Genomic DNA, 23,285 nt, shown 5'->3' with positions numbered 1-23,285 from the left:
GACGAGCCGCAGTCCGCCGAAAGGCTCACACCGGCCGCTGATCTCCCGGCGCCGCTGCGTCATCGTCGCCGTCGCGCGGCCCATCCGTCCGACCGCGCGAGCCGCCATCCGAGCCGTCATCCGGGGCTCCGGCATCCGGGCTCGCGCTCTCCGCACCACCGTCGCGCCGCCCGCCGTCGGCCTCCTCGGCCAGCAGCTGCGCGAGGGCGTCGTCCATCGCATCCGACGGTGCCGCTTCTCCGCGCGAGGCGGCGGTCAGCCGGGCGATCAGCGCCGCGGGATCGTCGATGTCCTCCGACGACGGCATGAGGTCGGGGTAGTCCCAGAGGCCGTCGCGACCGTCGACGCCCACGGCGTCGGTGACCGCGCGCCACATCGCGGCGGCCTCGCGCATGCGTCGGGGACGCAGCTCGAGGCCCACGAGCGAGCCGAGCGCCTGCTCGGCGGGGCCGCCGACGGCGCGGCGGCGGCGGACCGCCTCGGCGATGCGCGCGGCCGAGGGGAGGCGCGAGGTGGCGTCCTCGGTCACCACGTCGACCCAGCCCTCGATCGTCGCGAGCAGGTTCTCGAGGCGCGTCAGCGCCGCGGTCTGCTCCTCGGAGCGCTCGGGCAGCAGGGCGCCGCTCTCGAGCGCGCCGCGCAGTTCTTCGGGCTGCGAAGGGTCGAAGCGCGAGGCGAGGTCTTCGAGGGCGTCGGTGTCGACGCGGATGCCGTGCGCGAAGTCGCGCACCTGCGAGATGACGTGCAGGCGCAGCCATCGCGCGTGGCGGAACAGGCGGGCGTGCGCCAGCTCGCGCGTGGCCAGGTACAGGGCCAGCTGATCGTCGGGGATCTCGAGGTCGCGACCGAAGTCGGCGAAGTTCTGCGGCAGGATCGCCGCGTCGCCGTCGGGCATGACCGGGATGCCGACATCCCCGCCACCCACGACTTCGGTGGACAGTCGACCGACGACCTGGCCGAGCTGGGTGGCGAAGAGCGAACCGCCGACGGTGCGCATCAGGCGACCGGCTCCGGCGATCATGTCCTGCATGTCGTCGGGGGCCTGCTGGCCGAGGGCCGCGGTCAGTGCGTCGGCGATGCTCGTGGCGACGGGTTCGGCGAGCTCCTGCCAGATGGGGAGGGTCGCGCTCACCCAGGCACCGCGGGTGACGGCACGCGGAGGGCGCGGCAGGTCGCTGATCGACGTCGCCTCGCCCAACCACAGAGCCGCGAGGGTGAAGGCCTGGTCGAGGTCGGTGCGCTGACCGGTGGTCACGCCGAGACCGTCCTGGTTGGCGATGTGCAGGGCCTGGCGCTCGGCCAGGCTCCAGTCCACGCCCTCCTGGGTGCCGGCGAAGGCGCCCTGCAGCTGGTTCATGACGGCCTGCAGCATCGCGGGGTCGATCTGCATGCCCGACAGTCGTGAGAGCTGCTCGGGGTCGATGCCACTGACATCTCCCGACATGAGACGGCGCATGAGTTCCTGGAACTCGTCCTCGGGGCTCCGGTCGCCGCCGGGGTTGTCGTCTGCCACGTGAGCCGCCTTTCAGCCAGGTCTGGGGGAACGGGTTCTACGCTAGTCGCACGCTTCCCCGCATCAGTCGGCTCGGCATCGCGCCGCTTACGCCGCGCGCGAACGACCCGGCAAAGGATTGAGACCGTGACCCTGTTCGATGAGAACGTCTCCGTCGTGCCCGCCCCGCGCCAGCGGTGGCGGCGCGGCACCGTCGTAGGTGTCTGGTCCCTCACGGTCGCGGTGATCGTGCTGTTCGTCATGACGTTCCTGCCCTCGGCCTACGTCATCCAGCAGCCGGGCCCGGTGTACAACACGCTCGGCACCACGGCCTCCGCAGACGGCCAGCAGGTCCCGCTCATCTCGGTCCCCGAGGGTGACGAGAAGGACTCCACGAGCACCGGTCAGCTCGACCTGCTCACCGTGCAGGTCAGCGGTAACCGCGAGCACACCCCCTCGTGGATCGAGCTCGCCTCGGCCTGGTTCGACCGCTCTCGGGCGGTCGTGCCGATCGACCGCATCTTCCCCGCGGGGCAGAGCACCGAGCAGCGCAACACCGAGAACGCCGCCCTCATGACCGACTCGCAGCTCGAGGCGAGTGCGGCTGCCCTCCGAGAGCTCGGTTACGACGTTCCTCAGCAGATCGCGGTCGGCACGATCGACGATTCCGGAGCCGCGAAAGACAAGCTGCAGCAGAACGACGTCCTCACCTCGGTCGACGGGACCGCCGTCTCGAGCATCGACGACGTTCGCGCCGCGGTGCAGAAGGCCGCCGGTCAGGCGGTCACCGTCGGTTACGAGCGCGACGGCACGGCATCCACGGTCCAGATCACTCCCCGGCAGACCGAGGTGGACGGCCAGGCGCAGTACCTGCTGGGCGTGGGGCTGATGATGACGTTCGACCTCCCCGTCGATGTGAAGATCCAGCTCAACGATGTCGGCGGTCCCAGTGCCGGCATGATGTTCGCGCTCGGGATCATCGACAAGATGTCGCCCGGCGACCTCACCGGGGGTCAGCACATCGCCGGCACCGGCACGATCGACGCCGACGGAAACGTGGGCCCGATCGGCGGCATCCGTCAGAAGCTCTACGGAGCGCGAGATGCCGGGGCCACCTGGTTCCTCGCCCCCGAGGCGAACTGCAACGAGGTCGTGGGACACGTTCCCGACGGCATCCGGGTGTTCTCGACCTCCACGCTGAAGCAGTCGCTCACCGTGCTCGAGACCATCCGCGACGGGGGCGATCTCGACGCCCTGCCGACGTGTACTTCGTGATCGTCCTTTCACGGCGAACCCCCGGCAGGGCGCGCCTAGGATGGACGGGTGACCACGACCTCGGCGCCGAATCAGGCCACGCCCGCTAACCGCTCTCGACGGATCATCTCGATCACTCTGGCGGTGATCGCGGCGCTCGTCGTGGCGTTCTTCGTCTTCGCGAACCTGTACTCCGACTGGCTGTGGTTCGACCAGCTGGGCTTCACCACCGTGCTGACCACCCAGTGGATCGGCCGCAGCGTGATGTTCGTGGTGGGCTTCCTCGCGATGGCGGTGCCCGTGTGGGGCGTCATCCAGCTCGCTTACCGGCTTCGTCCGGTGTACGCGCGTCTGAGCTCGCAGCTCGACCGCTACCAGGAGGTCGTCGAGCCGCTGCGGCGCCTCGCGATGTGGGGCATTCCGATCTTCTTCGGCTTCTTCGCCGGCTTCGCGGCCTCCGCCCAGTGGGAGACCACGTGGCTGTGGTTCAACGGCGTCTCCACCTCCACCACCGACCCGCAGTTCGGTCTCGACACCGGTTTCTACCTGTTCGGGATGCCGTTCTACGCGGCCGCCCTCGGGTTCGCGTCCGCGGTGGTGCTGGTGTGCCTCCTGCTCACCGGTGTGGTCTCGTACCTCTACGGCTCGGTGCGGGTGGGGCAGCGAGAGCTGCGCATCTCGAAGGCCGCGCGCATCCAGCTCGCGATCCTCGCCGGTCTCTACCTGCTCCTGCAGGGTGCGAGCCTGTGGCTCGACCGCTTCCGGACGCTCGTCGAGCCGTCGGAGCGCATCACCGGCCCCGGCTACGTCGGCACCAACGCCGTCATCCCCGGCCAGACGATCCTCGCGATCGCGGCCGTCATCGTCGCGCTCGCGTTCTTCGTCACCGCGTTCCTCGGCCGCTGGCGCTACCCGCTGATCGGTACCGCGCTGCTCGTCGTCTCGGCGATCGTCGTCGGAGCGGCCATCCCGTGGGCCGTGACCACTTTCCAGGTGCGCCCGAACGAACTCGCCCTCGAGAGCCAGTACTACCAGCGCAACCTCGACGGGACGAAGGCCGCCTACGGCCTCGACAACATCGAGAAAGAGAACTTCCAGGCGACGACGACCGCGCAGGCGGGTCAGCTGCGCAACGATGCCGAGTCCACCGCGCAGCTGCGCATCATGGACCCCGCGATCATCGGGCCGACCGTGCGTCAGCTCGAGCAGTACCGCGCCTACTACCAGTTCAAAACCCCCCTCGACGTCGACCGCTACACGATCAACGGCCAGACGCAAGACACGGTGGTGTCGCTGCGCGAGCTCAACATCGGTCAGCTCGGCGACGCGGCCTCGTGGCAGAACACGACTCTCGTCTACACCCACGGCTACGGCATGGTCGCCGCCGCCGGTAACGAGCGCACCGCCGACGGCGACCCGGTCTTCCTCGAGCAGGCGATCCCGGGCACGGGCTTCCTCACCGATCTGAAGTACGAGCCGCGCGTGTACTTCGGCGAGAGCTCGCCGCAGTACTCGATCGTCGGCGCGCCCGAGAGCACCGATCCGATCGAGCTCGACTACCCGCTGGGTGCGGACGGCGGCACCGAGACCCGCACGACCTTCACCGGCAACGGCGGACCGAGCGTCGGCAACGTGTTCAATCGCCTCATCTACGCGCTGAAGTTCCAGTCCGAGCAGATCCTGTTCTCCGACAGCGTCAACGCCGACTCGCAGATCCTCTATGACCGCAACCCCAAAGACCGCGTGCAGAAGGTCGCACCGTACCTGACGCTCGACAGCGACCCGTACCCCACGGTCGTCGACGGACGCATCAAGTGGGTCATCGACGGCTACACGACGAGCGCGAACTACCCGTACTCGTCCGGCGTCTCGCTCTCGCGCGCGATCGCCGACTCGAACAACCCGGCCCCGACCTACGCGCTGGATGACATCAACTACATCCGCAACTCGGTCAAGGCCACGGTCGACGCCTACGACGGCTCGGTGACGCTCTACGCGTGGGACGACCAGGACCCGCTGCTCCAGGCGTGGCAGAACATCTACCCGTCGACGGTCAAGCCGTGGTCCGAGATGTCGGCCGACCTGATGAGCCACGTGCGCTACCCGACCGACCTGATGAAGGTTCAGCGCTCGATGCTTGGCGTCTACCACGTCGACGATGCGACGTCGTTCTACCGTCAGGACAACCGGTGGACCACGCCGAACGACCCGCAGGACCCGGCGACCTTCCAGCCGCCCTACTACCTGACGATGAAGATGCCGAGTCAGCAAGACCCGACGTACTCGATGTTCACGAGCTTCATCCCGGCATCTCAGGGCGGTCAGGCCAGAAACGTTCTGACGGGCTATCTCGCCGTCGACTCCGACGCGGGTGGTCAGCAAGGCGTCAAACGCGACGACTACGGCAAGCTCCGCATGCTCGTGATTGACGCGTCGACCACGGTTCCCGGCCCCGGCCAGGTGCAGAACACCTTCGACTCCGATACGAACGTGTCGTCGCAGATCAACATCTTGAAACAGGGGCAGTCGCAGGTGCTCAACGGCAACCTGCTGACCCTCCCGGTGGGTGGCGGTCTGCTGTACGTGCAGCCCGTGTACGTGCAGTCGTCGGGTGACACCAAGCTCCCGCAGCTCCGACGTGTGCTTGTGGCCTTCGGCAACAAGATCGCGTTCGAGAACACGCTGAGTGAAGCGCTCGACACCCTGTTCGGCGGTGATTCCGGAGCCAATACCGGAGACGAGACCGTCACCCCGACCGATCAGAACAGCGGCACGGGCGGATCGTCGGGCACCCCGGCGCCGACCGGCGACTACGCCGCGGCGCTGCAGGAGGCACGCGATGCGTTGACCGCGCGACAGGCGGCCCTCACGAGCGGTGACCTCGCCGGGTTCGCCACGCAGGACGCCCGTCTTACCGCGGCCGTCCAACGCCTGCTCGACCTCGAGTCGCAGGGCCAGGGCGGTACGGCGACCACCTCGCCGACCCCCGCCCCCTCGGCCACGCCCGCCGGCTGACCGACCCCTCGACGCCCGCGTCCCGCATCTTCGCGGGGCGCGGGCGTCGTCGTTTCGCGCAGGCCCCGCGCATTGCGCGGGCGTCCCGCAGTCGTCGCTCGGTTGAGTGTCCAAAACACGCCGTATGCCTCGCCCCGCACGCGGCGTGTCTTGGACACTCATCGCCGGGGTGCCGGCATCCGGTCCCGCGCCGTGCCCGCGACCGTGCCGTCGCGCACCCCGCGTGATCGCTGTTGAGTGTCCAAAACACCCGGACTGTTTCAGATTTCGTCCGGGTGTTTTGGACACTCAACGGGGGGAACACCGGATGCCGGCGCTCGCCCGCCGTGCGAATCCCGCCGCCCGGGAGTCCTCCGGGTACCGCCTCGGTTACTGTCCAGGACACGCCGCATGCCTCGCCCCGCACCCGGCGTGTCTTGGACACTCAACGCCGGGGTGCCGGCATCCCGCCCGCACCGTGCACCGTGCACCGTGCCGCCGCGCACCCCGCGTGATCGCTGCTGAGTGTCCAAAACACCCGGACGGTTTCGAAATTCGTCCGGGTGTTTTGGACACTCAACGGGGGAAAACCGGATGCCGGCGCCCGCCCGCCGTGCGGACCGCACCGCCCTCGCGCACACCACACCGCCCCGCCGCCCCGCCGCCCGCGCCCGCCCCCGCGCCCGCGCCCCCGCTCACGCGCCCCGCGCCCCCGCGCCCCCGCGCCCCCGCGCCCCCGCTCACGCGGTCAGGAACCACCACCAGATCAGCAGCATCGTCGTGCCGAAGCCGGCGATCTGATTCAGCCACAGGAAGCGGTTCCAACCGGCGGTTGCGCGGTCGCTGTCGGCGTCCGTGACGTTGCGGTACGGCCAGCAGACGACGAGATACGGCACCACCAGTACGGCGGCCAGCGGTCCGGGCCACGCGGTGAACAGCATGGCCACCCCGGCGAGGGCGTACGCGACGAGGGCGAAGCGCACGGTCCAACGGGCCCCGCGGGCGGTCGCGATCGACGAGATGTCGGCGGCACGGTCGGCCTCGACGTCCTGCACGGCACCGAAAGCGTGCGAGGCGACGCCCCACAGCGCGAAGGCCACCAGCACGAACACGAGCTGCGGCGTCCACACCGCCCCGGCCAGTACGAGCCCGTACACGGCGGGTGAGAAGAAGTGGATGCTGCTCGTCATCGAGTCGGCGAACGGCCGCTCCTTGAGTCGCAGCGGCGGCGCCGAGTAGAACACGACGAAGAACAGGCTCAGCGCCAGCACGAGCCACGACAGCGGCGACCCGATCACCACGAGGTACACGACGAACGGCAGGCAGGTCAGCGCCGAGGCCCACAGCGTGATCGTGTGCATCCGCTTGTCGAGCACGGCGCCGTGCGTGCCGCCCTTGCGAGGGTTCCGCAGGTCGGATTCGTAGTCGAACACGTCGTTCACGCCGTACATCGCGAGGTTGTAGGGAACGAGGAAGAACAGGATGCCGATGATCAGCGGCACATCGATCGTCCGCGTGGTCAGCAGGTAGGCGGCAGCGAAGGGGAAGGCGGTGTTGATCCAACTGACCGGTCGCGACGACACGAAGAGCTCCCGCAGCACGCGGCCGGGGGTGAGGGCGGCGGGGGCGGTCATGCGGTGTCCTTCGAGGGCAGGGGAGCGAAGAGGGTGAGCAGCGCCGGCACGAGGAACGCCGCGCACAGGGGGTAGGCGAAGTCTTCGATGGGGGCGAGCCCGAGTTTCAGGCCGCTGAGGTGCTCTTGAGGATACGAGAACAGGTCGACGGCGATCATGAGGTTGTCGAACACGAGCGTCAGGCCGACCAACACGAGTGCGGTGAGAGCGGAGGATGCCATCCGCTGACGGAACCGCGGCCTCCGGAGCGTCGCGAGGGTGACGAGGAGGGTGACGACGACGAACGGCAGCACGATGAGCGGGTAGGTCACGCGGACCGCCTCTCGACCGCCGGGGCGTCGGTGCGGCGAGCCCGGGCGGCGGCGCGCCGCTCGAACACGGCGAACATCACGACGGCGAGGTAGCTCAGGAACAGCAGGAAGAAGAGCTCTTCGAGCGGCAGGTGCGGGGCGAGCATCACGCCGACGAACAGCGGGCTCTCGCCCTTCACGAACACGCCCGTGGCGATGCCGACGAGGTCCCACGCGAGGAAGAACACCGTCCCGCCCAGAACCGCCATCGTGGTGCGGAGAGGAGCGACCCGCAGCGCGAGCGAGTACTTCCCGTCGATCAGCATCATGCCGATCAGCGAGAAGAGGATCGCGCCCAGGTAGATCCCCGGCACCTCAGACCGCCGCGCGCGCGGGTTCCGCCAGGGGCCCGGCGGTGGTGTCGCCCGTCAGGCGCTTGACCACGAGCTCGGCCGAGATGAGGCACATGGGCAGGCCGATACCCGGCAGCACCGAGGTGCCGGCGTAGTAGAGGTTGTCGACCTTGCGCGAGCGGTTCTTGGGGCGGAAGATCGCGCTCTGGTTGAGCGTGTGCGCAAGTCCCAGCGAGTTGCCGTGCCAGGCGTGCAGGTCTTCTTTGAAGTCCTCGGGCGCGATGGTCTTGCGCACGACGATCCGCTCGGCCAGATCCGGGATGCCGGTCCACTCGCCGATCTGCGCGATGACGCGATCCGCGGCCTTCTCGATCCGCTCGTCGCCGGCGCCCGAGACGCCTCCGCGGCCGCTGTCGGGGTCGGCGGGCACGGGGACGAGGACGAACAGGTTCTCGTGTCCCTCGGGCGCGACGGAGTCGTCTGAGGCGCTGGGGCGGCAGATGTAGATCGACGCGGGGTCGGGGATCTTCTTGTTCTCGCCGAAGATCGCGTCGAAGTTGGTGTGCCAGTCGTCGGTGAACAGCAGCGTGTGGTGGGTGAGCTGCGGCAGCTCGCCCTTCACACCGAGCAGAAGCAGCAGGGCACCGGGGCTGGGCACCTTGTCCTTCCACCACTTCTCGGGGTACTGGCGGTCCTTCTCTTCGAGCAGCTCGTTCTCGGTGTGGTGCAGGTCGGCGCCCGAGACCACGGCATCCGCTGCGAAGATCCGGCCGTCGGCGAGTCGCACGCCGCGCGCGGTGCCCGACTCGGTGATGATCGCCTCGACGGGTGCCGAGGTCTCGATCGTGACGCCGCGCTCGCGCGCGAGCTTCTCGATCGCGGTGATGATCTCGGTCATTCCGCCCTTGGGGTAGAGCACGCCGTCGCCCAGGTCGAGGTGGCTCATCAGGTGGTACAGGCTGGGCACCTCGAAAGGCGATCCGCCGAGGAACACCGCGGGGTAGGCGAGGATCTGCTGCAGGCGGGTGTTCTTGAAGTCGGTGGTGACGCGCTTCCACAGCGTGCGGGTGAGCAGGGGGATGAGCGTGGGCAGGCGTTTCACGAGCGCGGGGTCGCGGAGGCCCTTGGTCGACGAGTACGGGTCGTAGAGGAACTTCGACGTCGACAGCTCGTAGGCGTCTTTCGCGGAGTCGAGGTAGGCGTCGATGTTGTCGCCCGAGCCGGGCTCGTGCTTCTCGAACAGCGCGCGAACGGCCTCGCGACCCGACACGATGTCGATCGGCTCGCCCTTTCCGGGAGGGCCGTAGACGCGGTACGCGGGGTCGAGACGCACGAGGTCGAGCTGTTCGGCGGCGCTCGTGCCGAGCAGGCGGAAGAAGTGATCGAACACCTCGGGCATGAGGTACCAGCTGGGGCCGGTGTCGAAGCGGAAGCCGTCTTTCTCCCACGATCCCGCGCGCCCACCGAGGGCGTCACGCGCTTCGAAGAGGTGGACGTCGTGTCCGCGGTCGGCCAGCAGGGCTGCGGTACCAAGGCCGGCGATCCCGCCTCCGACGACGACGATGCGCTGGGCGCTCATGAGCGTGAACCTTTCGGGGGGCGGCCCAGAAGGGCGCGGGCGGCGAGGGTGGCTTTGACACCGTCGGGAACGCGGACGCGCGGAGCGCCGGCGGGGGAGGAGCGGAGACGGCGCGAGAGCTCCGCGAACAGGTCGTGCGCCGTGGTGACGGCGGCGCGGCAGTCGGGCGGCAGGTGGGGGATGACGGATGCCGCGGCGGCGAGGTCGGCGTCGATGCGGTCGAGAACGGCCACTCGGCGTTCGTCGTCGGCCGCGCCGTCGAGGTAGTCGCGGCCGAGGCGGTCGGCGTCGTCGGCGAGGTCGCGCAGGAAGTTCACGTCTTGGAACGCCGCGCCCAGGCGCCGTGCGCCGTCGACGAGGTCGGCGGCGGGTCGGGCGGGCGCCGACATCCCGGCGTTGAGGAACACCTGCAGGCACATGAGCCCGACGACCTCGGCCGAGCCGTAGACATAGGCGTCGTGCGAGAGGTCGTCGTGCTCGGCGGTGTCGAGGTCGGTGCGCATCGACGCGAAGAACGGGGCGATGAGTTCGTCGGTGATGCCGCACTCGCGCGCCGTCCGGGCGAAGGCGTGGACGACGAGGTTGGCGCTGAAGCCGGTAGCGATGGCATCCCGAACCTCGTTCTCGAGGCCGTCGAGCACCGCGCGTTCCCGCTCGGGACTGAGCCCCGCGTCGTGGGCGGGTCCGTCGACGATCTCGTCGGCCACCCGCACGAGGGCGTAGATATTGCGCACGTGCGGGCGCGGGCGGGGCCCGAGCAGGCGCGCGGCGATACCGAACGAAGTGGAGTAGCGGTTGATCACCGCGGCGGCGGCGTCATCCGCGGTCTGGGAGTACAGCTCGAGGCCCGTGGGCGCATGACTCACGGAATGCGCTCCTGCACGGCTTTCACGAGGTCGCGCAGCATCTCCTGGCACGCGGCCGGCACCGTCGAGGAGTCGACGATGATGAGGGCCTCTTCGAGCGTGTCGAGGATGAGGCATTCGAGTTCGGCGCGGGCGCCCGACTCGGAGAGGGCCTCTTGGGCGGCGCGCACGGCGATCGGACCGGTGTGGGCCTGGGCGAGCGCTTCGCTGACCTCGGGCCACTTCGGTGTCTTGCGGGCGAGCGAGATGAGGTGCGTCTTCTTCGCCTCGCGCAGGTCGCAGCCCTCTTCTTTGCCCGACACCGCCGACGAACCGAAGGCGCCGATGAGGTCGTCCACCAGCTGGTAGGCGAGTCCGAGGCGCTGGCCGAATCGCTCGAGCGCGTAGATCGAGGGGCTCGGGGCTCCGGCGATGAGGGCTCCGGCCTGCAGCGGTGCCGAGAACGAGTACGCGGCGGTCTTGTCGCGCGTGGTGCGCAGCACCGCCTCGGAGTCGATCTCGCCCGACGAGACGGCGTGCTCGACGTCCGAGAGCTCGCCCATCGCCGAGATGAGCACGGCGTCGTCGAGCATTTCGAGCAGCGGCTGGCGCATGCGGTCGGGGAGCTGCGCGAGGGCGATCATGCGTCCGGCCTCGTGCAGCAGCAGGTCACCGGCGAGGATCGCGGCAGCGTCTCCGAGCAGGGCCGAGCCGTCGGCATCCGCCCCCTTCAGGAGCCCCCGCTGGCGGAACTCTCCGCCGATGTTGGGCACGCCGCGGCGTTCGGTGTCGTGGTCGATCACGTCGTCGTGGATGACGAACGCCGTGTGCAGCAGTTCGAAGGCCGCGGCGACCTGGTACACGCCGATGCGGTGTTCGTCGTCGCCGTAGAGCGTCTCGAATGCCGAGACGACGAGCAGGGGACGGAAGCGTTTTCCGCCTTCGGTCGCCCGACGGATGGCGGATGCCAGGTACCGGGCGCCGTCGCCCAGGGTGGTGGCGCGCCGCTGAAGGCGCGAGAGCGCCCCGTCGATCTCGCGGTCGATGCCCTGACGGGCGACGGGGGTGGATTCGAGACTGATCATGAGGCGCGCCTCACTGTGTGAGGGGTCTGGAAGAGGTGCAGCTGCTGCGCCTGCAGGACGAGCCAGGGGCTGAACGCCCACGGCGTCGACTCGAGAGATGCGGCGAGCTCGAGCGGGTCGACCCAGCGGTACTCGGCGACCTCGTCGGGGTTGGGCTCGGGGTCGACGTCGGCGCGGGCGATGTACACGGGGCAGATCTCGTGTTCGACGATGCCGCTGGCGTCGACGGCGCGGTAGCGGAAGTTCGGCAGGGCCAGCTCGAGGTCGCGGATGACCAGGCCGACCTCGTGCTCGGCGCGGCGGTGCACCGCCGAGAGCGAGGCTTCGGAGGGGCCGGGGTGGCCGCAGAACGAGTTGGTCCAGACGCCGGGCCACGTCTTCTTGTGCAGGGCGCGACGCGTGACGAGCACTTCGCCCGCCGAGTTGACCACGTGGCACGAGAATGCCAGGTGCAGAGGTGTCTCTGTGTCGTGCACGGTAGCCTTGGGCGCCGTGCCGATCTCGTTGCCGAAGTCGTCCAGGAGGACGACATATTCGGTCTCGCTCATCGTGCCTCCCGTTTGCTAGTTTAGCTAGCGATGTAGGCTTGACTATACCGACGCCGAAAGGGGGTGTCCACCGTGACGAAAGCCGTGTCGGCCTCTGGTACAAGGCCCGCCGTGACCCACACTTTACGCGCCGTCCAGACCCTCAGCGACGCCCTCGACCGCATGCACTCGGGCATGAAGGGCGAGATGGACATGAATGCCAGCGACCTCGCGACGCTGCGCATGCTCACCATCCGCGAGCACCGCGGTCAGATGGTCAGCCCGCACGACGTGGCGACCCACCTGCGCATCTCGACCGCGTCGACCACCAAGCTCATCGACCGCCTCGTCGCCTCTGGCCATCTCGAGCGTCTGCCGCACCCCTCGGACGGGCGGGCCCGCGTGGTCGTGCTGACCGACAAGTCCCGCCGCGAGTTCTTCCAGCACTTCGGCGTGCACCTGGGCGCCATGCGCGATGTCGCCGAGCGCTTCGACGACGGCGAGCTCGACACCATCGTGGCGTTCATGGACTCGCTCACGGAGTCCATCACCACCGAAGACTGACCGGCGAAGCCGTAAGGCCCCCGGGGTGTCACCCCCGGGCGACCCGCATACCCACGTCGTCGAACGCGTCCCGCTGACGCCCGCCCCGCCGCGCGGTCGCCCGCACCTGCGCCGGGGCGTCCGACCACCCGCCGCCGCGGAACACGCGCGCGTCGCTCTCGCCGTCGGGGTCGTACAGGTCGGCGCACCATTCCCACACGTTGCCGAGAGTGTCGAAGAGTCCGTGGAGGTTCGGCATCCGTCCTCCGACTTCCGCCGGGGCGGTCAGGCCGTCGGCGGCCGTCCAGGCCACCTCGCGGACCGGTCCGTAGGCCGATGACGTCGAGCCCGCGCGGCACGCGTACTCCCACTCGTCTTCGGTGGGCAGGCGGAAGCCGTCCGAGTCGGGGTCGCCCGTGACGACCTCTCCGTCGAACGAGTAGACGGGGTCGAGGCCTTCCCATTCGCTCAGCGCGTTGCACAGGCGGATCGCGCGCAGCCAACTCAGTTGCGTCGCGGGGCGTCGCGGATGGCGGGACGGGATGCCGAGCAGCTCCGCTATCTGTTCTTCGGTGATGGCGTAGACGCCGATCTCGAAGCTGTCGACGACGATCTCGCGTCGTTCCGCGCCCCGCAGGTCTCCGCGCAGTACGCGGCCGGCGGGGATGCGCGCCATCTCGACGTCGGTCACGCGAGTTCCACCATCCAGAGGTCGCTGTCGCCGGTGATGAACAGGCGCTTCTCGTCGGCGTCGAAGGTGCAGTTGCTGACGACGTGCGGGGTCGGGATGACGCCCAGGCGCGCGCCGGTCTCGTCGACGATGACGACGCCCGCTTCGCTCGAAATCCAGAGCCAGTCGCGGCTGTCGACGACGAATCCGTCGGGGATGCCGGCATCCACCGTCGCGAAGGTGCGCGGGGCGCCGATGGTCTCGCCGTCCCAGCTGCACGCGACGACGCGGGGGAGCCGCTCGGCGTTGGACTCGGCGACGTAGAGGGTGCTCTCGTCGCGGCTGAAGGCCAGTCCGTTGGGCTGGTCGAGGTCGATCATGCGCTGAAGCCCGTCGCCGTCGCGCCAGCGGTAGACGCTCTGGTGGGGGAGTGCGGGGTCGGCGGGGTAGCCCTCGCGCGGATCCGAGATGCCGTACGTGGGGTCGGTGAACCAGATCCAGCCGTCGGATGCCACGACCAGGTCGTTCGGGGAGTTCAGCGGCTCGCCCTCGAAGGCGTCGACGAGAAGTTCGGTGCCGTTCTCGTCGGTGCGGCTGATGCCGCGGCGCCCGTGTTCGGCCTGGACGAGGCGGCCGCCAGCATCCATTGCGTTTCCGTTGGCGAAGTTCGAGCGGTCGCGCACCGTGACGATCGAGCCGTCTTCACGCCACGCCAGCGTCCGCCGGCCGATCACGTCGCTGAACACGAGGGAGCGCTCTTCGGGCCACCAGACCGGTCCCTCGGCCCAGGTGGCGTCGGCGTAGAGCGACAGCAGGCGCGAGGTGGGAGGCAGGACGGCGCTCAGGCGTTCGTCCCACACACGGGGAGGGGCGACGTCGACCGCCTCGGGGGAGCGGGCGCTCTGCAGGATCTGACCGTCGAGGGGTATGCGGGGCATGTCCCCAGTCAAACGTGCGGAAGCCGCCGGGTGAGGCGGGTTGACGCGCTCAGCCGAACGGGTGGGCGGTGGGCGCGGCCGGCGACGCGGCGAACTGGATGAGCACCTGCAGGCAGGGCTCGTCGCCGACGGTGCCCGAGAGGTGTCCGGCCTTGCCGTCGACCTCGGTGGTGTCGGTGTCCTGCCCGAAGTGGATGTCGCCGGGTCCCATCTCGACACGCGAGCCGTCTTGCGTCTCGAGGAACCAGCGTCCCCGCAGCGGGATCACCCACTGCGGATGAGGGGAGGGATGCCACTGCCCCACCCACCCGACCGGCAGCGCCGCGAAGAGCACGGCCGACACCTCGCCGGGGAACGGCCGCATCCACTGCGGGTCGGCTCCGCCGCCGACGCTCTGCATCCCGAATCCCCGTAGGACGGATTCGTCGAGCCGGCTCTTGCCATCGAGTCCCGTCCACATGTGGATGAACGGCAGCGTCGGCGGGGTGTCGGCGTCACGCCCGTCGTTGTCGAGGGGAGCGGAAGTGGTCGTGTCCATGGCTCGAGTCAACCGCGCCGAGCCCTCGGGAGCGCAGGGTTGACGGAGGGGGAGGGATGCCACGTGCCGGTGCCGGCGCAGGCGCTTAGGAACGAAGAAGGGGCGCCGCCGACCGAAGTCGACGGCGCCCCTTCAGGAACGCGTGGTGCGTCAGGCCTTGCCCTCGGCGCGGTTGCGACGAACCGTGGTGGCCACGGCGATCGTGCCACCGGCGAGCGCGAGAGCGCCGCCACCGACCCACAGACCGAGCATCGAGTTGGCGTCGAAGCCGGTCGCGGGGAGGCCGGTGGAGCCGCCAGCGTTGTTGCTCGAGCCGCCAGCGGTGCCGCCCGCGGGCGTGGCCGAGAGCGTGTAGGTGCCACGGGCGTCAGCGGGGAGCGTGACAACCGCGGTCGCGTTGCCGGAGGCGTCGGCGACCTTCGTGATCGACTTGGAGCTGACGGGCAGGTTCGCCGTGGCGAGGCCGGCCTGGTTGGCGTTGTAGCCGACGAGGACGAAGTTCACGGTGGCGCCGGGAGCCACGTTGAACGTGACCGGGCCGTTGTTGGTGATCGTCACGGTCTGCGTGCCGGGAGCGGTGGGGACGTACGCCTGAGCCACGGCGGGAGCTGCGAAGAGCAGCGCGCCGGCGAGGGCCGCGGTGACGCCAGCCTTCTTGAGGTTGAGCTTCATGAGTGCCTGCTTTCGAATCCGGGCTACCGGGAGGTGGTGGTCCGCGTCCGTGCTATCCCGATGGAGCTGCAAGGGGAAGGACAACAATGAAGCGGTGGGTGGTGCTAGACCCTTTCTGAGTATTGCCTAGGTTTTCCCTGGATTGCAAATTGTCGAGGTTTCGACTACGTAAATTTACGCTGACGCGCAGTCGGAGGCGCATTTACGCAGTCGCATTATTCACTGCAGGGTTGCGATTCCGGTTGCTTCGCAGGTTGCTTTGACCGTCGGGTCGATTCCCGCGTCGGCCGTCGGGGTCACGAATGCCTCCGCTTTTGACGCCGTCGTCGTTGCGCGCACGTTCACGGTCAGGTCGGCCGACGCCTGGGGAAGAAGTTGGAACCCGAAGGTCAGCACCTGGTGTCCCTCGAACGTCCCGGTCGAGGGACCTGTCCCCGTCGCGGTCTCGGCCGACACGAGTTCGAACCCCTCGGGCAGGTAGACGTTGTTCACGACCGTCGCCGTTCCCGGCGCCGTACCGAATGCGCCGTTGGCAGTGACGTAACGCGGAAGCGACGTCTCGGCGTCGGTGGGCGCGGTATTGGTGAGCCTCATCCGCAGGGTTAATTGACGCGGGCCGTTCCCCCCGTCGGGGGCGCACTGGTCCCACGCCAGACTCACGTCAGGCTTGACGTAGTAGCTCATCTTCGAACCGCCGCCGTCGTTGAGATACACCCCGAACCGGGCCGTGTCGCCGTCCGTTTGCGGCAACTCACCGGCAACCGACGACCCCTCCAGAATGGCTTGTTCGTCGGGATCGGCACTCCACATGAGAACGCGTCGCTGGTCGGCCGCAGTCGCGAGATTTGTCAGCAAGCTCACCGTCGACCCGCGTCCCTCGAGGAAGGCGTTGAAAACAGCTCCGGTCGAGGCGGCGAAGAATGCATCCTGCGCTGACGGATCGGGGTATCGCTGGTAGACGTCGCTGAGCAGCGTCTTGACGGCGTTCTCGGCAGACAGCGTCGAGCCGTCGGGCAGCGCTACCGGTCCGGTTGCGCGCAGAAGGTAGGACAGCACGACCGGATCCAGGGCGATGACGCCGTCCACGGACACACCCGTTCGCTGCTCGTACATTTCTCGGGCGAGCGGGCCATCGAAGGTGAAATCGGGAACCTGCGTGAGGTTTTGGAAGAAGCGTGCTGGTCTGGTCTCGTAGATGTTCTGCACGTCTGCGGGTAAGTCGACGACCGGATTCTTGATGCCGCTCGACAGCGAGGTGCCGGATTCGGTGTTTGCGAGGCTGATCGCGCCCTGGTTGGTCTTGAGGAGGATTGCCGTGCCGGCGATGCCGCCCAGGGATCTCCACTCGGCGTTGTTCTGGACGAGGACCAGATAATTGCGTTCACCGTTCTGGCCCAGAACGTCGGGAAGCAGACGAGTCGCGCGCGACAGAGCGTCGAGACTGGTAGCGGCTTGCTCGAAAACCGTGGATGACTTGTCGACTGCGCGCTCCAAGACTCCTATAAGAGGCGTCCGGTTTACGGCGTCCACCCCATCAGCGGCCGCGGTGGCGGCCACCGCAGCTGATTGAGCGGGCTGCGCAAGGGCGGACAGGCCGGTCGTGTCGATACGACCGTTAACTGGCTTCAACGCATCGAAGGACGTGTCTTGAGCAGCTGTCACCAAGGGCAAGAGAGCGTTGCCCAAGAGGGCATCTCCGGCCGCGGCCACAGTTCCAAATGCGTGCAGTTGGGGACCGATCCACGGTGAGCCCTCGGCGAACTTCCACACCGGGTCCGAAGTGAGGTCGTGCGCGGCTGCGGCGTCGGTTGCCAGTCGGGCGACGGTTGCGCCCGCCGCCCCCGGGTCGGATGCGAGCGCCGCAGAGGCCCCGCTGAGGCCCGCTTCGATTCGCGACAGGTGCTGATAGGCCATCCACCCACGCACGCCAATCCAGGCCGCGGCGATGACGAGGAGGACGAGAAACGCGCCGACGACCCAGGCCGCAACGCGACCAGCCTTGAGCATGGCCGGTGGGAGCAGGGATGAGCTCACGCTGATGCCTTCCGTCCTTGCGCTCGCAACTGAGCCCGACTGCGTCCGATTTAGCTGGCCACGTATGGTCGTGGCCGGCTTAGGCTTCGCGCTGAGCTTCCCGTGAGGTGCGTCTTGGGGAGAAGCCGAGTTCGTCCAGCGACACCTCAGCAGCGACTGGTGCGTCTTCAGCGCTCTTTGCTTTTTTGCGCGCGAATCGAGTCGTCTTGACCGGCACTTCTCGGTACCCGTATCCGTAGCCGTAGCCCGAGTAGTACGAGTCGGGCCCGCGGGTCGGCACCATCGACATGATGAACCCGGCGAGCTTCGCTCCCACGGTATTGAGTGCCTCGGTTGCTCCGGTCAGCTGGTGCTTCGTGGTTTTTCCCGCCGCCACCACCATGAGCGCCCCGCTGGTTGCGCGGGCAAGAATTGCAGCGTCGGTGACCGGCAGTAGCGGGGGAGCGTCGCACAGTACGACGTCGAAGTCTCGTTCAAGCATCTCGAGGAGGACCGTCATCTGCTGAGAGCCCAGCAGTTCGCTCGGGTTGGGCGGGATCTTTCCAGCGGGCAATACGTAGAGGCTGCGGCCACCCCAAGGAAGCATGACCTCGTTGACTTTGGTGCGGCCGATGAGAACGTCGGTCAGCCCAGCTCCGCCCTCGATGCTTAGGTACTCGGCGACCTTAGGCTTGCGCAGGTCGGTGTCGAGAAGGGCTACGCGTTTGCCCGCGTCGGCGAGTGCAATAGCGAGGTTGATGGTGGTAGTCGATTTGCCTTCACTTGGTATCGAGCTGGTTACAACGAAGCTGGAGCGCCCGCCCATGTCCAGAAACTGAAGGTTTGTGCGCAAGGCACGAAAAGACTCCGCACGTGGACTCAGCGGATCAGCGTGCACAATTAGCGGTCGTTCCTTGGCTTTGGTGTCGTACGCGATGGCACCGATGGCGGGCGCGTGAGTCACCTGCTCCGCGTCGCGGGGAGTTCTTACCCGATTGTCTAGCGCAGTTCGGAGAACCGAAGCGCCGACGCCAACCACCAGGCCGGCCAGTACACCGAGAGCGAGATTGAGCGCTACCTTCGGCGACGTAGGGCTCGTGGCGGGCTGGGCATCAGTAACGCGAGAAAGTCGGACGGGGCTCGCTCCGCCATCAACAGCGGGCTCGAGCGCGGGCACCACAGTCGACAAGCTCGCAGCGACCGCGTTGGCAATGTCCGAGGCGGTGATCGGGTCTGAGTCTGTGACGGCGATCGTGATCAGAGTCGAGTTCAGTGCTGCCGATGCCTTGACGTCTTCGGCAAGCCTGTCTGCCGTAGTCCGAAGGCCCAAGTCGCTGATGACTGGATCGAGAACAGCCGGAGTCCCAACCAGTCCAACGTAAGTATTGATCCTCGCCTGGGTGAAGCTCGAGCCCTGCTGCAACTCTGCGGTGGTGCCACCGCCCTGGGTTGACACGAACACAGTGCTGGATGACTCATATGCAGGCACACGAGTCAACGTGAAAACAGTGGCCGCAGCGAGTCCCACGGTCGTGAGCGCCACGATCATGAGCCAATTCTTCCGAAGCAAACGGATGTAGTCGCTGAGCTCCATGGTGCCTCTCGGGACGGCGCCGCCACGCAGGGTGCGGCACTGGGGGAATCATGGTCAGTCTGTCACACAGATTGTTTCGCGCTGTTTTCTGCGTGATTCAAACCTTGAACAAGGCAACCACGCCGACGTGCATAATGTGAGAGTAACCGCAGCAGATGATGTGGACTACGCCCACCGGTCGCTAGCGAGGTGGACAAGACGCTGAACCGTGGGCAGTGCTTCTGATATCTGGCCCGCGGATAGGGCGTAGGTCCGTGCGGATCGACGGTAGGGGTCCACTACATCGTCGTCTTCTGGCAGCACGGGCGAAACGACTCCACGTCGGCTCGCGGCGAATGCCAGCATCGCAGACAGTTTTCCCTCAGGCGTCGACTGACCCACCCCCGGACGGGATCCGTCACGCAGTTGATCGTCACTGACGCCTCCGAGAAGGCGACTCAGTTCCCTCAACGTGAAAGTTCGTCGAACGAGCGAGGGATCCATCTCTACGATCTCTCGTCTGTGCTCCCGTGTCATCGCTAGTGCGAGGTTGGCGGCCCGAAGGTGCTCGGGCGTCAACAATTGCGCGCGATGGCTTGCGACTCGTTCGGGAATGCACCCTCGCGACACAGCGATCCCGGCAGTCTCGGGCGTCATAGAGGCCCCGTCCCGAGCTCGAGTACCTGCACTCGTCACGCTCACATCGAATCCGGCTAAGCGGTCGATGAGAAGTTGTTCTGCCAAGGGGGACCGACATACGTTTCCCGTGCAGACGGCCAAAATCCCGAGCAATGCACTCCTCCGACGTGCCGTTGTACGGCGGGCGTAGTTCGACGGGAGTAGGTTGAACCCCGTGCGAGACGAGCCTAGCCAACCGAGCGGCGCGAACGAGGCGGCTTCTGTCGTGGAGTTTGGCGCTGGCCCGGTGGGTACCGTGCCACTGGCTTCGCAGACGCGAGGGCGTCGGCGTCGGCGCACCGACTGGCGAATCGGCGGGCGTGCCATAGACAGATGGGACTACCGCGTCCTTGTTGGAGCGTTGTTCGGCGCAGGGGCCGGGACTCTTGTGAGCGTCGCGCTCGCTCATGACCCAAGATCGATCTTAGGCGCGTTATCCCTTCCAGCGCTTTGGGTTGGGCTACTCGCATCGGTGGCTTACGCGATCGTCCGGGGGCGTCCCGCGGGCCTATTTCGGCTCAAACCAATCGACGTGATTTGGGGAGCGGGACTTGGGCTGGGGATGCGCCTCCTTCAGGGTGCCATGAGCGACGCAAATGACGCACCGTTCCCTGTAACGGACGCAACCGCGATGGATTCAACGGGTATTGGGCTGGCCGCTGGGGTGGCTGGGCCCATGGTTGAAGAGCTTTATTTCCGCGCAGTCCTACTCGTCATCATCTTTCAAATGCTGCGCAAAAGCTTGGGAATGACTGCGGCGGGCGCGACGGCGCTACTTGCGTCGTCCGGCTCATTCGTCATTCTGCACGCTGTCTTCGGCTCGCTCCTGTTGGCCGACGCGTTACAGCTCTTTTTGGTGGGCGCGGCGTGCTCTCTGCTCGTGCTGCTGACGGGCCGCGTCTGGGGTGCAGTCATTCTGCATGTCGTCTACAACATTGTTCTTATTGTCATCATGGCCGTGGGTGCCGCCGGCGCTTAGCTCGAGAACGTTGCTGTCGCAGCGGAGCCGCCATGAACTGTCAGTCGACAGGGCGGCCTGCGCTGGACCAGCCGTGGGTCAAGGCAGCGGCCAGTGGCGTCCACCCACATTCTTGAAGAAGGCTACGAGCCCAGGCGGGCCGCGAGTCGACTGCCTGCTCCTAAGATGTTCAGCATGGGAGCACCTGAGACACTCTGGCGAACGTCTATACGTCTTCATAGTCGCGGTTGGCGGCGGAGTGCAAAAGTCCTAAAATCATTGAACTTTCTGCTTTTCCACAACTCTCTGCCCCCTGAATGTCGGATCGGCGAGGGTGTTCGCTTGTGGCACCACGGCTTGGGCATCGTTATTCATCCCAATGTCACCATCGGGGCTCGAACACAAATAGGCCATGGAGTCACTATTGCGGGCACTGGCCATGCACGCACGATAATCGGAAATGATGTAACCATCGCAGCGGGCGCGATTCTGCTCAATCGCCACGGGGAGCCGATCACGGTTGGTGATGGTGCGGTGGTAGGGGCCGGGTCTGTTGTGCGTGAGGACGTTGCCCCAGGCGCGGTGGTCGCTGGCGTGCCCGCTAAGCCTGTACGTCGCGATAGCGAAAAATAGACGCCGACTTTGTGATCAATCTTCCGTTGCAGCAGCCGCTGCCCGCGAGCTGCACGAGAGAGAACCGGTGACCGTTGGCACCGCGCGGTCAAGAGATTTGCAACGCCACGGACGCGAAGAGCACGACCGCGGTGCTCGGAACTGCAATGGCGATTGCGAGGATCCAACGTCGCAAAAGAAACCCAAGCGCTATCGCAGGCAATAAATCCATGGCAACATAGGCAAGGATCAATATCTCGAGAGAGAGAAGTCCTGTGCCGAAAAGCACGCCGACTACCGTCGCGGTTGCGAGGTTCAGGATGGAGACAATGGCCGCGGCTCTTGGCTCGATGCTTCTCACCGCAAGCCGTTTGAAAGTACTATTTGTTATAGCGCACGCGAACCAGGCGCACACGACAGCAGCTTGTACTGCGAGTTGAGTTCCCGTCCATGCTCCGAATAGAGCAAGAAGGAGACCTGTACCGAGCATAGAAAACGCGGTCCATTTTACCAGGGTGAGCGCAGGTCTGTCGGAGGTGGTTCCAGAGTGGACCAACCTTGGAATGACGGCGTTCGTGACCACCATGTTCAGGCCTGAGACAAACCGACCGATCAGACCAAGTACTGATAGCGCGGCCGGCGCTAATGCTACCGACGTCGTTTGTAGAACGAGCAGGCTGCCGTATCCAATGATCGACTGCGCGAGATACCAATCTACTCGCGTCTGTGCTGGTCGTGACGTCTGGGGCTCGGCGAACACGCGTGTGAGCAGCCCGCGATCACGGCACAAAATGAACGAAATGGTTGCGACCATGCCAACGATCTGTGCTATCAGCATGGCGCTCAGCCTGTCGGCCTGGGGGGCTTCGAGCAACGCAAGAAGCGCGCCACAAGACAGCACATTTGAGCATAGCGTTACGGCGGAGGCCCACGAAGTGTCCCCCTCCACCGACAACCGCAGTGCAAAGGTCCAGCCCGCCGATAGCAGGACACCGAGAAATGCAAAGAGAGCCAGTTGTACAACAAACTGGTCATGTGGTCGTGACAAGTTCGAAAATATGAAACCAGCTGCAGCTACGCCGGCGACAGCCAGAATCGGAGCGGCCGCGATTGCAATCATCAGTTTGCGACGTACGCCACTTACAGAACTCAGCCACGTGGGATAAACGAAGCCCGACAAGATGATCTGCGTCGGGAGCTGCGCCCATGTAATTAGGTAGAAGTACGCATCCGACTCGCTAGAGGGTGTGCCATTCACCAGTAATAGCAGCTGCAACAGCCCCAGACCTTGTGTTGCCGCGGCTAGCAGTGAGCTTCGACCGGCCGCGAAAATTCGCCTCAACCTCTGAGCCAGTCGTCCGCGGCAACTCGCATATGGCGATGGGGCAGTTGATCGGTGATCGACTTAGGGGAACGATCGCTATCAAGTGCGCTTCGAAGCTTGTCAGCAATTTCCGCCTTTGAGGCCCCACGTCTCACGACAAAGTGCCCGTGCTCTGACAGCCAGGACGCGACGCCAGTCTCCTCCGAAGCAACCACAAGACACCCGTGCGACAAGCCCTCAACAATGGGGAGGCCTACTTGTTCCCGCCAGCAATCCTGGGGCTGGGAAAGAAGGGAGACTACTTTGTGCGACCTGAGAGCTTCGTGAACGGCTGCTCGCGGCGGGTCTATAACGAGGGAAACGTCAGCACGGGAAGCGGCCCAGGCACTCACTTCCGGCTCGAGTGGACCCTTCCCGATTATCGTCAGATACGCGCCCTCGTAGCGCAGATCGTCCCACGCGGCCATCAATTCAGAGATTCCCTTGCGCCTCTCCAGCGACGAGACGAAAAGGACGGACGGGCGTCTGTAATCGTCTACATTCCCGCAATCACACACTGATGGCAACTGCTCGATGACAGCCGTATCGACGTGTCGATCAAGATGCGTGTCGTACTCGGCGTAAGCCTGGCGAGCCCCCTGTGTTCCAAACGCCACGCGGTCATACCTTCTGATAAGACGCCGCATCACCCACTTCGATATGAATCGTGGCAC

Annotated in this window: 22 protein-coding genes; 4 read left to right on the top strand and 18 right to left on the bottom strand. The window is 66.6% G+C overall.

Going from position 1 to position 23,285, the window contains the following annotated elements; all coding sequences use genetic code 11:
• Nucleotides 1-25: 25 nt before the first annotated feature.
• Nucleotides 26-1,513 carry a zinc-dependent metalloprotease gene (locus MTE01_RS10260; RefSeq protein ID WP_371861611.1) on the bottom strand — a complete coding sequence of 496 codons (1,488 nt, stop codon included), beginning with the start codon at nt 1,511-1,513 and terminating at the stop codon, nt 26-28.
• Nucleotides 1,514-1,639: 126 nt separating this feature from the next.
• On the opposite strand from MTE01_RS10260, the gene MTE01_RS10255 reads away from it, so the two are divergent.
• Both MTE01_RS10255 and MTE01_RS10250 read left to right on the top strand, forming a co-directional pair.
• On the top strand, nt 1,640-2,767 hold the full coding sequence (locus MTE01_RS10255) for a YlbL family protein (RefSeq protein ID WP_141377328.1): 1,128 nt from the start codon (nt 1,640-1,642) through the stop codon (nt 2,765-2,767).
• 48 nt (nt 2,768-2,815) lie between these two features.
• Complete coding sequence (locus MTE01_RS10250; RefSeq protein WP_103210875.1) at nt 2,816-5,761, top strand: UPF0182 family membrane protein; 2,946 nt, start codon at nt 2,816-2,818, stop codon at nt 5,759-5,761.
• A 719-nt stretch (nt 5,762-6,480) separates the two neighbouring features.
• Here MTE01_RS10250 and MTE01_RS10245 read toward each other — a convergent pair.
• From MTE01_RS10245 to idi, 7 genes are read right to left on the bottom strand one after another with little or no spacing between them, the layout of a single operon-like run.
• Nucleotides 6,481-7,374, bottom strand: coding sequence for a prenyltransferase (locus tag MTE01_RS10245; RefSeq protein ID WP_141377326.1), 894 nt, complete (start codon nt 7,372-7,374; stop codon nt 6,481-6,483).
• On the bottom strand, nt 7,371-7,685 hold the full coding sequence (locus MTE01_RS10240) for a lycopene cyclase domain-containing protein (protein ID WP_141377324.1): 315 nt from the start codon (nt 7,683-7,685) through the stop codon (nt 7,371-7,373). Before MTE01_RS10240 ends, MTE01_RS10245 begins: the two co-directional genes overlap by 4 nt.
• Entirely contained in the window at nt 7,682-8,038 is a 357-nt protein-coding gene (locus MTE01_RS10235; RefSeq protein WP_141377322.1) for a lycopene cyclase domain-containing protein, read from the bottom strand. Before MTE01_RS10235 ends, MTE01_RS10240 begins: the two co-directional genes overlap by 4 nt.
• 1 nt (nt 8,039) lies before the next feature.
• Nucleotides 8,040-9,596: a phytoene desaturase family protein gene (crtI, locus tag MTE01_RS10230; protein ID WP_141377320.1), complete on the bottom strand. Its 1,557-nt coding sequence runs from the start codon at nt 9,594-9,596 to the stop codon at nt 8,040-8,042.
• On the bottom strand, nt 9,593-10,462 hold the full coding sequence (locus tag MTE01_RS10225) for a phytoene/squalene synthase family protein (RefSeq protein ID WP_141377318.1): 870 nt from the start codon (nt 10,460-10,462) through the stop codon (nt 9,593-9,595). The genes crtI and MTE01_RS10225 overlap by 4 nt, the downstream gene beginning before the upstream one ends.
• A complete protein-coding gene (locus MTE01_RS10220) occupies nt 10,459-11,526 on the bottom strand; it encodes a polyprenyl synthetase family protein (protein WP_141377316.1) in 1,068 nt (355 codons plus the stop codon). Before MTE01_RS10220 ends, MTE01_RS10225 begins: the two co-directional genes overlap by 4 nt.
• Nucleotides 11,523-12,074 carry an isopentenyl-diphosphate Delta-isomerase gene (idi, locus tag MTE01_RS10215; RefSeq protein ID WP_141377314.1) on the bottom strand — a complete coding sequence of 184 codons (552 nt, stop codon included), beginning with the start codon at nt 12,072-12,074 and terminating at the stop codon, nt 11,523-11,525. The genes MTE01_RS10220 and idi overlap by 4 nt, the downstream gene beginning before the upstream one ends.
• A gap of 111 nt (nt 12,075-12,185) precedes the next feature.
• Here idi and MTE01_RS10210 point away from each other — a divergent pair, with 111 nt between their 5' ends.
• Nucleotides 12,186-12,617: a MarR family winged helix-turn-helix transcriptional regulator gene (locus MTE01_RS10210; RefSeq protein ID WP_307723127.1), complete on the top strand. Its 432-nt coding sequence runs from the start codon at nt 12,186-12,188 to the stop codon at nt 12,615-12,617.
• 28 nt (nt 12,618-12,645) lie between these two features.
• Here the strand turns inward: MTE01_RS10210 and MTE01_RS10205 are convergent, their stop codons facing one another.
• From MTE01_RS10205 to MTE01_RS10175, 7 genes are all read right to left on the bottom strand, one after another.
• Complete coding sequence (locus tag MTE01_RS10205) at nt 12,646-13,287, bottom strand: formylglycine-generating enzyme family protein (protein WP_174799680.1); 642 nt, start codon at nt 13,285-13,287, stop codon at nt 12,646-12,648.
• Entirely contained in the window at nt 13,284-14,204 is a 921-nt protein-coding gene (locus MTE01_RS10200; RefSeq protein WP_141377312.1) for an SMP-30/gluconolactonase/LRE family protein, read from the bottom strand. The genes MTE01_RS10205 and MTE01_RS10200 overlap by 4 nt, the downstream gene beginning before the upstream one ends.
• 49 nt (nt 14,205-14,253) lie before the next feature.
• Nucleotides 14,254-14,742 (bottom strand): cupin domain-containing protein, encoded by a 489-nt coding sequence (locus MTE01_RS10195; protein ID WP_141377310.1) that lies wholly within the window; start codon nt 14,740-14,742, stop codon nt 14,254-14,256.
• A gap of 150 nt (nt 14,743-14,892) precedes the next feature.
• Nucleotides 14,893-15,414, bottom strand: coding sequence for an LPXTG cell wall anchor domain-containing protein (locus MTE01_RS10190; RefSeq protein ID WP_141377308.1), 522 nt, complete (start codon nt 15,412-15,414; stop codon nt 14,893-14,895).
• Between the two features lie 219 nt (nt 15,415-15,633).
• Complete coding sequence (locus tag MTE01_RS10185; protein WP_246078214.1) at nt 15,634-17,448, bottom strand: DUF4012 domain-containing protein; 1,815 nt, start codon at nt 17,446-17,448, stop codon at nt 15,634-15,636.
• Nucleotides 17,449-17,527: 79 nt separating this feature from the next.
• Nucleotides 17,528-19,021: a tyrosine-protein kinase domain-containing protein gene (locus MTE01_RS10180; RefSeq protein ID WP_141377306.1), complete on the bottom strand. Its 1,494-nt coding sequence runs from the start codon at nt 19,019-19,021 to the stop codon at nt 17,528-17,530.
• 165 nt (nt 19,022-19,186) lie between these two features.
• Nucleotides 19,187-20,005 (bottom strand): arsenate reductase/protein-tyrosine-phosphatase family protein, encoded by an 819-nt coding sequence (locus MTE01_RS10175; protein ID WP_170210679.1) that lies wholly within the window; start codon nt 20,003-20,005, stop codon nt 19,187-19,189.
• A gap of 256 nt (nt 20,006-20,261) precedes the next feature.
• Here MTE01_RS10175 and MTE01_RS17360 point away from each other — a divergent pair, with 256 nt between their 5' ends.
• The gene (locus tag MTE01_RS17360) at nt 20,262-20,657 is read left to right on the top strand and encodes a CPBP family glutamic-type intramembrane protease (protein WP_246078212.1); all 396 of its coding nucleotides are present in this window, start codon (nt 20,262-20,264) and stop codon (nt 20,655-20,657) included.
• Between the two features lie 255 nt (nt 20,658-20,912).
• On the opposite strand, the gene MTE01_RS17355 is transcribed toward MTE01_RS17360, so the two are convergent.
• From MTE01_RS17355 to MTE01_RS17505, 3 genes are all read right to left on the bottom strand, one after another.
• Nucleotides 20,913-21,140, bottom strand: coding sequence for a hypothetical protein (locus MTE01_RS17355; protein WP_246078241.1), 228 nt, complete (start codon nt 21,138-21,140; stop codon nt 20,913-20,915).
• 217 nt (nt 21,141-21,357) lie between these two features.
• On the bottom strand, nt 21,358-22,368 hold the full coding sequence (locus MTE01_RS10160) for a hypothetical protein (protein ID WP_141377300.1): 1,011 nt from the start codon (nt 22,366-22,368) through the stop codon (nt 21,358-21,360).
• 218 nt (nt 22,369-22,586) lie between these two features.
• Nucleotides 22,587-23,258: a glycosyltransferase gene (locus tag MTE01_RS17505; protein WP_371861617.1), complete on the bottom strand. Its 672-nt coding sequence runs from the start codon at nt 23,256-23,258 to the stop codon at nt 22,587-22,589.
• Between the last annotated feature and the right edge of the window lie 27 nt (nt 23,259-23,285).

It is taken from the genome of Microbacterium testaceum (genome assembly GCF_006539145.1).
In the GTDB taxonomy this organism is placed as follows: Bacteria; Actinomycetota; Actinomycetes; order Actinomycetales; family Microbacteriaceae; genus Microbacterium; species Microbacterium testaceum.
This window is presented reverse-complemented; position numbering and strand designations above follow the sequence as displayed.

Coding starts and splice junctions, on each gene's coding strand:
- MTE01_RS10180 (WP_141377306.1), bottom strand. CDS start 19,021: ATGGAGCTCAGCGACTACATCCGTTTGCTTCGGAAGAATTGGCTCATG.
- crtI (WP_141377320.1), bottom strand. CDS start 9,596: ATGAGCGCCCAGCGCATCGTCGTCGTCGGAGGCGGGATCGCCGGCCTT.
- MTE01_RS10190 (WP_141377308.1), bottom strand. CDS start 15,414: ATGAAGCTCAACCTCAAGAAGGCTGGCGTCACCGCGGCCCTCGCCGGC.
- MTE01_RS10175 (WP_170210679.1), bottom strand. CDS start 20,005: ATGGCACGCCCGCCGATTCGCCAGTCGGTGCGCCGACGCCGACGCCCT.
- MTE01_RS10195 (WP_141377310.1), bottom strand. CDS start 14,742: ATGGACACGACCACTTCCGCTCCCCTCGACAACGACGGGCGTGACGCC.
- MTE01_RS10160 (WP_141377300.1), bottom strand. CDS start 22,368: ATGATTGCAATCGCGGCCGCTCCGATTCTGGCTGTCGCCGGCGTAGCT.
- idi (WP_141377314.1), bottom strand. CDS start 12,074: ATGAGCGAGACCGAATATGTCGTCCTCCTGGACGACTTCGGCAACGAG.
- MTE01_RS10220 (WP_141377316.1), bottom strand. CDS start 11,526: ATGATCAGTCTCGAATCCACCCCCGTCGCCCGTCAGGGCATCGACCGC.
- MTE01_RS10200 (WP_141377312.1), bottom strand. CDS start 14,204: ATGCCCCGCATACCCCTCGACGGTCAGATCCTGCAGAGCGCCCGCTCC.
- MTE01_RS17360 (WP_246078212.1), top strand. CDS start 20,262: ATGAGCGACGCAAATGACGCACCGTTCCCTGTAACGGACGCAACCGCG.
- MTE01_RS10245 (WP_141377326.1), bottom strand. CDS start 7,374: ATGACCGCCCCCGCCGCCCTCACCCCCGGCCGCGTGCTGCGGGAGCTC.
- MTE01_RS17505 (WP_371861617.1), bottom strand. CDS start 23,258: ATGCGGCGTCTTATCAGAAGGTATGACCGCGTGGCGTTTGGAACACAG.